At 34.4% G+C, this 916-nt stretch carries 1 protein-coding gene; it reads right to left on the reverse strand.

The annotated features are described in order from the left end of the window. The coding region (locus Q1B37_RS24180; RefSeq protein ID WP_299903343.1) for a hypothetical protein at nt 1–916 on the reverse strand (916 nt) is incomplete at both ends.

Here is a 916-nt window from a genome sequence, read left to right on the forward strand (position 1 = left end):
TATTATTAGCACTCGTTAGCGCAGTACTGCTTAAGGTTATAGAACCATTCTCTGTTACAGATACTGTTTCGGTTTCGTCTACTTTGGCTTGAGGAGCATAAGCATACGTTTGTAACTTGCTACTAAAGCTATCAAAATCGTCTTCGATGTCTGAAAAAACAAAACTATTATTATTATATCTTAAAATCTGTAATCCTGAAAGATTTAATAAAGATGATGGTATTTTACCACTTAAATATTGGTTCTGAGATACATTGATCCTAAATAATGTGCCTGATAAGTTCCCTAATTCACTTGGGATAGTACCAGATAAATTATTTCTAAATAAATTTAGATCTCTAAGGCTAGAAAGTTGTCCTAATTCAGAAGGGATTGGACCCGTAAGATTATTCGAATAGAGAATTAGATCCAATAAACTTGTAAGATTTCCCAATTGCGGCGGGATACTGCCAGAAAAATTATTTGAATGCAAAATAAGAAAACGTAAACTACTTAATTCTCCTATCTCTTGAGGTATATTACCTTCTAAAAGGTTATTCTGCAAATACAATGATGAAAGACTTGTTAAGCTATTCAAACTAGTAGGTAAAGTTCCTTTAAGATTATTAAGACTAAGAGAGATACTAACAACCTTTCCATTAACTACCGCCACACCATACCAATCACATACAGGAGCATCTGTTAACCAATTGGTATTATCCGTCCAATTAGCTCCATCTGTACTGTTATATAAATCGATTAATGCCTGTTTTTGCGCATCAGAAACCCCACAAGTATCACCCTCTACGGTTAAATTAATTGGGTTTCTTTCTAAGGTAAGACCAGTTACGATGTTATTGGTTGCTGTAAAATGATATACGCCTGCATCTACCGCGGTAGCATTAGCTATTACTAAATCTTTATTGGTAGCTCCTGG

The sequence above is a fragment of the uncultured Aquimarina sp. genome (assembly GCF_947492965.1).
Taxonomy (GTDB): Bacteria; Bacteroidota; Bacteroidia; order Flavobacteriales; family Flavobacteriaceae; genus Aquimarina.